Source organism: Pseudomonas sp. zbq_18 (genome assembly GCF_043102245.1).
Taxonomy (GTDB): Bacteria; Pseudomonadota; Gammaproteobacteria; order Pseudomonadales; family Pseudomonadaceae; genus Aquipseudomonas.
This window is the reverse complement of record NZ_JBICIT010000004.1, coordinates 96,712-105,918: the sequence shown is the minus strand read 5'-3', so window position 1 is coordinate 105,918 and position 9,207 is coordinate 96,712. Positions and strand designations below refer to the sequence as shown.

General features: G+C 59.1%; 7 protein-coding genes. 5 read left to right on the top strand and 2 right to left on the bottom strand.

All coding sequences use genetic code 11. From position 1 onward, the window contains the following. Nucleotides 1-526: retention module-containing protein (locus tag ACF8C6_RS03100; protein ID WP_392497961.1), on the bottom strand; the 526-nt coding region annotated here is incomplete at its 3' end. A gap of 330 nt (nucleotides 527-856) precedes the next feature. Here ACF8C6_RS03100 and ACF8C6_RS03095 point away from each other — a divergent pair. The 3 genes from ACF8C6_RS03095 (at nucleotide 857) to ACF8C6_RS03085 (ending at nucleotide 5,824) form a co-directional block, all read left to right on the top strand. Then, nucleotides 857-2,206, top strand: coding sequence for a TolC family outer membrane protein (locus ACF8C6_RS03095; protein ID WP_392497960.1), 1,350 nt, complete (start codon nucleotides 857-859; stop codon nucleotides 2,204-2,206). Nucleotides 2,207-2,316: 110 nt separating this feature from the next. Next, complete coding sequence (locus tag ACF8C6_RS03090) at nucleotides 2,317-4,473, top strand: type I secretion system permease/ATPase (protein ID WP_392497959.1); 2,157 nt, start codon at nucleotides 2,317-2,319, stop codon at nucleotides 4,471-4,473. A 61-nt stretch (nucleotides 4,474-4,534) separates the two neighbouring features. Further along, entirely contained in the window at nucleotides 4,535-5,824 is a 1,290-nt protein-coding gene (locus ACF8C6_RS03085; protein ID WP_392497958.1) for an HlyD family type I secretion periplasmic adaptor subunit, read from the top strand. Here the strand turns inward: ACF8C6_RS03085 and ACF8C6_RS03080 are convergent. Then, nucleotides 5,821-6,480 carry a TetR/AcrR family transcriptional regulator gene (locus tag ACF8C6_RS03080; RefSeq protein WP_392497957.1) on the bottom strand — a complete coding sequence of 220 codons (660 nt, stop codon included), beginning with the start codon at nucleotides 6,478-6,480 and terminating at the stop codon, nucleotides 5,821-5,823. The genes ACF8C6_RS03085 and ACF8C6_RS03080 overlap by 4 nt on opposite strands. A 53-nt stretch (nucleotides 6,481-6,533) precedes the next feature. On the opposite strand from ACF8C6_RS03080, the gene ACF8C6_RS03075 reads away from it, so the two are divergent. Both ACF8C6_RS03075 and ACF8C6_RS03070 read left to right on the top strand, forming a co-directional pair. After that, nucleotides 6,534-7,637, top strand: a complete 1,104-nt coding sequence (locus ACF8C6_RS03075) for a DUF2855 family protein (RefSeq protein ID WP_392497956.1) — start codon at nucleotides 6,534-6,536, stop codon at nucleotides 7,635-7,637. Between the two features lie 343 nt (nucleotides 7,638-7,980). Beyond that, nucleotides 7,981-9,060, top strand: a complete 1,080-nt coding sequence (locus ACF8C6_RS03070) for a zinc-binding dehydrogenase (RefSeq protein WP_392497955.1) — start codon at nucleotides 7,981-7,983, stop codon at nucleotides 9,058-9,060. Nucleotides 9,061-9,207: the final 147 nt, after the last annotated feature.

Sequence of the window (9,207 nt, the reverse complement as noted above, 5' to 3'; positions counted from 1 at the left end):
TGACCGACAAAGTCGGCGGATTGTCAGATTGTTGCTGTGGTTCGCCGTCGGGGAGTTGTAGAGCAACTTCTTCATCGATTGATGCGGCAGCGAAAAACAATCCTTCTGTCGGGAAGCCAACGGTTGGATCCAAGCGCTGTGCTGTTTCATCCAACATCACGAAGCTATGACCACCACCAGCAGCGCCTCCAGCGCCGCCTCCGGCACTCGGGCCGGCGGCAGTCGCTTCGAGTTCGACGGTCGGGTCGAAGCCAGCGGCCAGGGCCTGTTCGAGGTCTGTGTTTTTGTTGGTGTCCGAATCCGCAGTTTCTTTATCTGCGCTGCCGCCCTGCCAAGTGCTGTTTGCGCCGACCTGGGTTATCTCGCCAGTGGCTAGCTGCAGCGTGGCGCTTCCGCCGGCCTCGGTGATGAGCTGTTCGCCCGCAAGTAGCTGTTCTCCTTCGAAGACTTGACGCTTGAATCCATCTGCCGAAACGGCAAAGACCTGGCCAACGATGTTCTTGATGATGGCGGCGATGAGGCTCATGCGTGAAGCTCCTGATGCTGTGCGCTAGGTACCGTGCGCGTGCATGAAAAAAGAAAGCTTGAGTAACAGCTGGACAGCTTATGATAATTATTTGGCGCCATTAATTTGGCTTTATTCCTGATTGGAATTGATCATATGCCAAACTATTGACCGTGTGGCACCGATCATAAACAATTGCTGCCACTGATGTCACTTTGATATCGATAAGTTTAATTTGTGAACTGCGTCTCCTTGATGCGGCGGCTTTATCAGCATTGCAATCGGGTGCTCATGGGCTGCACGCGCGCTGCCTATAAGCCTTGCCCAATACGAAGAAGGATCTGATTCGCCATGCGTTTTCCATTGGTCACCTTGCCGCTCATCTTTACTCTGTCGATCTCTGCTCATGCGCAAACGCTGGATGAGGCCATTCGTAGTGCGCTGGAATATCACCCGGAAATTCAGGCGGGTGTGAATGCTCGTCTGTCCGTTGATGAACAGATGAAGGCAGCTGAAGGAGGATACTTGCCGCAGGTCGACCTTCTTGCGGGTTATGGTCGTGAAGGCACTGATAGTCCGGGTGTGCGTGCCGGTTTCGACCATGGCTATGAAACGCTGACGCGTGGCGAGTCCAGCGTGCGCCTGCAGCAAATGCTATTTGATGGTTTTGCCACCAGCAGTGAAGTGGCCCGACAGCGCGCCACAGTCAATGCCCGTGCCTATGAGCTGCTCGGTACTTCTGAGCGTACCGCTCTGGATGTGGTGCAGGCCTACATCAATGTGCTCAGTCGCCAGGAACTCGTACGTTTGGCGCAGGAAAACCTGCTCAGCCACGAGCGAATCTACGATCAGATCAGTCTGCGCAGCGAGCATGGTGTAGGGCGTACCGCTGATCTTGATCAGGCCGAGGCCCGTCTGGCGCAGGCACGCAATAACCTGATCACTGAGCAGACCAATCTCGCAGATGCACGCGTCAACTATTTCAGCATTGTCGGGGTTGAACCGGTCGATCTGAGTATGCCCAGTGGCCTTGAAGGGCAGATGCCGGCAAATCTGCAAGCGGCACGTATGGAAATGCTGGCTAATAACCCTTTTCTACGTTCGGCTGAGGCTGACGTGAGGGCTACTGAAGAGCAGTATGAGGCAGCCAAATCTACTTTCTACCCGCGCTTCGATGCCGAGCTATCGCACGGTGCGGATAACAATATTGATGGCGTTCCTGGCCATGTGAAAGAGTGGCAGGCGATGGTGCGTATGCGCTACAACCTGTTTGCCGGTGGTAGTAACAAGGCTGATTTGCAATCCAAGGCGCACCTTACCAATCAGGCCATGGATGTTCGTAATAATGCATTGCGCGTTTTGAGCGAGGATCTTGGCCTGGCTTGGAATGCCCTTGACAATGCGCGACAGCAACTGCCGATAGCGCAACAGTACGTTGATTACACTACTCGGGTGCGCGAGTCCTATCAGAAACAGTTCACGCTGGGCGAGCGTACGCTGCTCGACCTGCTGGATAGCGAGAACGAGTTGTTCACTGCGTCTCGCCGTCTTGAAGAGGTTCGCTCGCTCGAACTGTTTACGCAGTATCGGATCAAGGCCACCATGGGCTCCTTGCTCAAAAGTCAGGGTGTAGTTGCGCCGATGGCGTCCGTACCTCTGGATGAGGTTCAGACGAGAGCGACACTGCCCAGTCTGAATTAAATGCCTGCCTTCTCGCTCTGGATGAGAACGGAGGTCGGCGCTGTTAAACGCTTCCTAGCCGCTATTGCGTGCTTTGAGTCCGCCTCCCTCCAGCGCAAGAGTGACCCCGCGTGGTAGTAGAGAACACTCCGCAACAGCCTCATAGCGATCCTCGAGATCGCTACGATGACCCTCTGTTGGACAGCTTGCTGTCGCTTTGTTTGCTCCACCAAAAATCTGTCAGTCGAGCCATGCTGACCGCCGGCCTGCCCCTGCCCGAGCAGCGATTGAGTGCGGACCTGCTGCCTCGGGCGGCAGCTCGCGCAGGGTTGCAGGGGCGCTGGTTACGACGAGAGTTAGAGCAGATTCCGGCGATTGCCTTACCGGCGCTGCTGCTGTTGCGCAGTGGCCGCAGTGCGTTGCTACTGGGCTGGGATGAGCAAAAACGTGCCCGGGTCATGCCTTGCGAGAGTGAGGGTGGCGAGGTGTTGGTTAGCCTCGAGGCCTTGAAGGAGGACTACAGCGGCCAGGTGTTCTTTGCCCAGCCACAGCACAAGTTCGACCTGAGCCACGGAGAGCTGATTCCGCGGACGAAATCATGGTTCCGTGACACCTTAAAGCGTTCGCGTTGGCTTTATATCGATGCTGTCGCTGCCAGTCTGCTGATCAACTTGATCGGCCTGGTTACGCCACTGTTCGTGATGAACGTCTACGACCGTGTTGTGCCTAACCAGGCCGCAGCGACACTCTGGGTGCTGGCGGTAGGTGTCACCGGTGCTTTTCTCTTCGATCTGCTACTGAAAACCTTGCGCAGCCTGTGCCTGGATCTGGCCGGTAAGAAGACCGATCTGATCATCTCGGCGACCCTGTTCGAGCGCATTGCCGGCATGGCCATGAAGCACCGTCCGGCACGAGTTGGCAGCTTTGCGCAGAACATCCACGAGTTTCAGTCGCTGCGCGACTTCCTCGCCTCGTTGACGATGACCACGGTCATCGACTTGCCGTTCACCGTGCTGATTCTGGCGGTGATTGCCATGCTTGGCGGTCATCTTGTCTGGGTGCCGCTGCTGGCGTTCCCTATTGCTGCGCTGATTACCTGGAGCCTGCAGCGGCCTATGGCTGAAACCATGGAGCGAACCATGGCGCTGGCTGCCGAGCGTCAATCGAGCCTGATCGAAACACTGGCTGGGCTGGATGCGGTCAAGGTCAATAATGCCGAAAGTGAGCGTCAGTACCTGTGGGAGCAGACCATCGGTACTCTGAGTCGCCTGGAGTTGCGTGTACGCATGCTTTCTAACCTGGCGATGAATTCGACGGTTTTGCTGCAGCAGATGGCTGGGGTGGTCATCATTGTGGTCGGCGTCTATCAGATCATTGACGGCAATCTGAGCATGGGCGGCCTGATTGCCTGTTACATGCTCAGTGGTCGGGCTCTTGGCCCGCTGACCCAGATGTCTGGTTTGCTGACGCGCTACCAGCAAGCTCGAGTCACCATGGGATCGGTCAACTATATGATGGATTTGCCCCAGGAGCGCCAGCCTGACGAGCGTCCGCTCAAGCGCCAGGCGCTACAGGGGGCAATCGAGTTTCGGCAACTGGACTTCCACTATCCGGATCAGCAGCAGGCAGCCCTGAAGAACATCAATCTGATAGTTCGCCCAGGCGAGAAAATCGGCATCATCGGTCGTAGTGGTTCGGGCAAGAGCTCCCTGGCAAAGTTGATCGTAGGCCTGCATCAAGCCGATGCCGGCAGCCTGTTGGTAGATGGCATTGACGTGCGCCAGCTGGATGTAGGCGATCTGCGCCACAACATTGGCTATGTGCCACAGGATATCCAGCTGTTTTCAGGGACTCTGCGCGACAACCTGGTGACGGGGGCGCGCTACGTCGAGGATGAGCTGGTTCTGCAAGCCTCGGAACTGGCTGGTGTGCATGAGTTCGCTCGGCTCCACCCCAAAGGCTATGAATTGCAGGTGGGTGAGCGTGGACAGAACCTGTCCGGCGGACAGCGGCAAAACGTGGCTCTGGCACGTGCGCTCCTGCTAGACCCTCCCATTTTGCTGCTGGACGAGCCGACCAGCGCTATGGATAACCCGGGCGAGGAGCGCCTCAAGCAGCGTTTGAGCGCTGTGATAGGCAACAAGACACTGCTGCTCGTTACCCATCGTTCTTCGATGCTTTCGCTGGTCGACCGGCTGATTATCGTCGACCGTGGGGAGATCGTCGCCGACGGCCCGAAAGGTGTCGTCATGGAAGCGCTGAAGAAGGGACAGATCAGTGTCGGTTAGTAGCCTGAGAAGCGCGCTAGGCGCTTATTTCGGAAAGCGTGCCGGGAAGGGCGATGAGCCTATGCCGGAAGTGAACAAGGCACTGATCGAGGATGCCCCGCGGGTCATTCGCTTGACGATTTGGGGGTTGATCGGTTTCGTTGCGTTCTGTCTTTTGTGGGCTCACTTTGCCGAAGTCGATGAAGTGACCCGCGGTGATGGCAAGGCAATCCCCTCATCAAAACTGCAGAAAATCCAGAACCTGGAAGGCGGTATCGTCGCCGAGTTGTTCGTTCGCGAGGGGCAGGTTGTCGAGGTAGGCGATCCCCTGGTGCGTCTCGATGACACTCGATTCGCCTCCAATGTCGGCGAAACCGAGGCTGACAGGCTTTCCCTGCTGATGCGTGTGGAACGGCTTGGCGCCGAAGTCGAGGAGCGCGAGTTGGTGGCTCCTGATGAAGTGCTTGAAAAGGCTCCCGGCCTGGCCGAGAGCGAGCGTGCCCTGTTTCTCAGTCGTCAGCAGCAGCTCGAGAATGAAATCGCCGGTCTCGAGGAGCAGTTGGTGCAGCGGCAGCAAGAGCTGCGCGAGTTCATCTCGAAGCAGGCACAGTTCCGCAACAGTCTCAATCTACTGCGCCAAGAGATTCAGATGTCCGAACCTCTGGTTGCCGAAGGCGCTATCTCTCGCGTGGAGGTGTTGCGCCTCAAGCGCACAGAGGTAGAAAGCCGGGGCCAGCTGGAGGCCACGACCTTGGCCATCCCGCGCGCCGAGTCGGCGATTAAGGAAGTGGAGCGCAAGATTGATGAAACGCGTGGCCGCTTCCGCAGTGAGGCTCTTACGGAGCTCAATGAGGCTCGCACCGAACTGAACAAGATTCGGTCGACCGGTAAAGCGCTGGAGGATCGCGTCAACCGCACGTTGGTCACTTCACCGGTGCGCGGTATCGTCAAGCAGTTGCTGGTGAACACGATCGGTGGCGTTATTCAGCCCGGCAGTGACTTGGTAGAGATCGTGCCGCTGGACGACACGCTGTTGGTAGAGGCGCGCATTCGTCCACAGGACATCGCCTTCCTGCATCCTGGGCAGAAAGCGGTTATCAAGTTCACGGCGTACGACTACACCGTATACGGCGGCTTGCAAGGTGAGCTGGAGCAAATCGGTGCCGATACCATCACCGACGAAGAAGGCAACAGCTTCTACCTGATCCAGCTGCGCACCGAGAAAAGCCATTTGGGGACCGATGAACATCCACTGTTGATCATTCCCGGGATGGTTGCCTCGGTAGATATCATCACCGGCAAGAAAAGCATCCTGAGCTACCTGCTCAAGCCCATTATTCGCGCCCGTGCCGAGGCGCTGCGCGAGCGCTAGTCTCCCTCGATGGCGGTCAGTAGCAGGTGCTCCATTTCTTCCACCCAGCGCTGCAGGCGCGGCTCGTCGAGTTGGGCCAGGGCAGCGTAGCGGCGGCCACCCCAGACCATCAAGAGCAGTGCCTCGATGCGGGCCGGGGAGGGGGGCTGAGGTAGGTCGTGGCAGCGCGCGAACACCTGCTGCCATTTACTCAATAGTTCCTGGTAGGCGCGCAAGTGCTGGCGTTGATCGGCCACTTGGATTTCCAGCTGGGCCACTTCGAAGGTGAACAGCTGGTAGATCGATTCCTGCGGCCCGCAACTCAGCCACAGCAGACGTGAAACCCGCGAACGCCAGTCCAGCTCAGGTGCGATCACCTGTTCGTCGATGTGCTGCAGCAGCTGCTCGATGCAGTGGCGCACATAACCGGAAAACAGCGCCTGCTTGCTGGGGAAATATTCATACAGCGTGCCCACGGCGAAGCCGGCCTCCAGCGCCACCGCACGGGTGGTAACGGCGGCCCAGCCGTCGCGTTGCCAAATCCGAACAAAGGCCTGGTAGATGGCCTCCACGGTGAATACCGCGCGGGCCTGGCGGGGGCGCTTTAGCGGCTTGCTTCTGGGCTTTGACGCCTCTTCGGGCGTTGCCTTGGTGTTTCCGAACCCCTTCTTATCCATTGCCCTCTACTCTGTCGTTTCTTATTTGTTCGCCACTGCCAGAGGACTCGCAAATGCCCCAATCCGTCAAGCTTACCCGCCTGCTTACACGCAAGGGTGCTCTCGACCAGAGCCGCATCGACAGTCTCGACTTCGACCTGACCTCGGCGCCTGGCGAAGTCATCCTCAAGCCTGACCATTTCTCCCTGACCACCAACAACATCACCTACGCCGCCTTCGGCGATTCGATGCGCTACTGGGATTTCTACCCGACCGGCGAGGCCGACTGGGGGCACATGCCGGTATGGGGCTTCGCCGATGTGGTGGCTTCGGCGGTGGAGGGCATCGAGGTGGGGGCGCGCTACTACGGCTACTACCCCATCGCCAGCTACGCCCGGATCAAGGCCGGCGTCACCCCGCGCGGCTTCCGCGCCCTCGATGAACACCGTGCCGAATTGCCGACACCCTACAATCAATACCCGCTGTGCTCGGCCGATCCCTACTACAGCCCGGAGCACGAAGACCTGCAGGCGCTGCTCAAGCCGCTGTACCTGACCTCGGCCATGCTTGCCGATTTCTTGATCGACAACCAGTTCTTCGGCGCCAAGCGCCTGGTGTTCTCCAGCGCATCGAGCAAAACCGCGTACTGCACGCTGTTCTGCCTGGAAGGACACGATATCGAGTGCGTCGGCCTGACCTCGCGCGGCAACATTCCCTTCGTCGAGCAGCTGGGTTGCTACAGCAGTGCCCTGGCCTACCAGGATCTGGAACAGCTCGATGCCAGCGTGCCGACCGTCTACGTCGACTTCTCCAGCGACCTGACGCTGCGCGACCGGGTGCACGCCCACTTCGCCGACCAGCTGACCTACAGCTGCGTGGCCGGCTCGGCGCAGAACACCGAAGAGGCCGAATACAAGGCTGCCAGCGGACCGGAGCCGAAGATGTTCTTCGCCCCGATCCAGATGCGCAAACGCAACGTCGACTGGGGCTCGGGCGGTGTCTCGCGTTACGTCGGCGAGGGCATGGTGAAGTTCTTCCAGCGCATCGAGGCCAGCGGCAATCAATTGGTTGAAGTGGTGCACAACGAAGGCTACGAAGCCGCCGCCGAAATCATCTCAGGCCTGGTGCACGGCCGCCTGTCGCCGCAGCAAGGGCAGATCGTACGTCTGCGCAGCTGATGGCCGGCCAACGGCGAGTTTCAGGGTCATGCCTGGGGTGAAATCTGATCTCGCCGGGCGCCAATGCCGCCGTCCACCTGGCCGAGGACGTGTGGATGAGTTTGGCGTGGAGTCGCCCTAGGAGCGGCTCAACGCCTGAAGGGCTGGCGGTGCAATGCCGCCAGCTTGTGTTTGCGGTCATCCTTTCAGCACTTAGGGCTTATCCGGCCGCTGCCGCGCTGGCTTGATATGTCAGATCGTTGGCGCCTTTAGTCAAGTATTGGGCTATCGGGCATTCCACCATCCAGGCACCCATCTAGCGCCCGGAGAGGGCGTTTGCCATCCATAGAACAAGAGGTGCCTCATGAAAGCCGTCGTCATGCGTGACAGTCAGCTGCTGGTCGATTCGATTGCCGGTCCGCTACCGGCGCAGGGGGAGGTGCTGGTCAAGACCCTGGCCTGCGGTATCTGCGGCTCGGACCTGCATATGTTCCATCACTGCGAGCTGGTGCTGAGCAACTTCAAGCGTGGCAACCTGCCGATCGAGTTCGATACCCAGCAGGATGTGGTGTTTGGCCACGAGTTCTGCGGCGAGGTCCTCGACCATGGGCCGGGTAGCGACAAGGCGCTCAAGGTAGGGACCAAGGTCTGCTCGCTGCCGTTCGTGATCCGTGATAACCAGTTCCACCACATCGGCTACTCCAACCAGTACCCAGGTGGCTATGGCGAGCAGATGGTGCTGGCCGAGCAGATGCTGATGCCGGTGCCGGGTGACCTGCCGGCTGATATCGCCGCTCTGACCGAGCCGCTGACCGTGGCTGCGCATGCTGTCAGTCGTGCTCAGCTGGTCGGCGGTGAGGTGCCTGTAGTCGTGGGGTGCGGTCCGATTGGTCTGGCGCTAATCGCCATCCTTAAATCGCAGGGCGTCGGCCCGATCGTGGCGTCGGATTTTTCGCCCAAGCGTCGTGCACTGGCCGAGAGGATGGGTGCCGACGTGGTGGTCAACCCGGCCGAGCAGTCGCCTTACCAGTCCTGGCTGCAAGTGGCCGCGCCGCAAGGCTACGACATCAATGGGCCGATGGCGCTGCTCGGTCTGGGGCCGCAGCCCAAGCCCTGCGTGGTGTTCGAGTGCGTCGGTGTCCCCGGCCTGATCCAGCAGATCATCCAGAGTGCACCACCGCGCTCGCGCCTGGTGGTGGTAGGCGTGTGCATGGAAAGCGACAGAATCGAGCCGGTGGTGGCGATCGGCAAGGAAGCCAACGTGCACTTCTCCTTCGGTTACACCGCCGAAGAGTTCCACCAGACCCTGCATGCGCTGGCGGACGGCAAGCTGGACGGCGCGCCACTGATCACCGGCAAGGTGGATATGGCGGGCGTGAAGGGTGCCTTCGACACCCTGGCCAAGCCGGACGAGCACGCGAAGATCATGATCACCTTCGATTGAGGGGGCGATGAAAGGCAGGGCACTGAATCCCTGCCTTTTCGCTTAAGCAATAAGGGGGGCGTCAGGGTTTTTGGGGCGCTGGTGGCCAGCGAAAATGCTGATTCAGAAGTTTTTCTATTAACTAATACGAGTCATTTGCAAGTAATT

Bases quoted from the DNA above. Each gene is read 5' to 3' on its own strand.
- ACF8C6_RS03070 (WP_392497955.1), top strand. From the start codon at position 7,981: ATGAAAGCCGTCGTCATGCGTGACAGTCAGCTGCTGGTCGATTCGATT.
- ACF8C6_RS03075 (WP_392497956.1), top strand. From the start codon at position 6,534: ATGCCCCAATCCGTCAAGCTTACCCGCCTGCTTACACGCAAGGGTGCT.
- ACF8C6_RS03095 (WP_392497960.1), top strand. From the start codon at position 857: ATGCGTTTTCCATTGGTCACCTTGCCGCTCATCTTTACTCTGTCGATC.
- ACF8C6_RS03080 (WP_392497957.1), bottom strand. From the start codon at position 6,480: ATGGATAAGAAGGGGTTCGGAAACACCAAGGCAACGCCCGAAGAGGCG.
- ACF8C6_RS03085 (WP_392497958.1), top strand. From the start codon at position 4,535: ATGCCGGAAGTGAACAAGGCACTGATCGAGGATGCCCCGCGGGTCATT.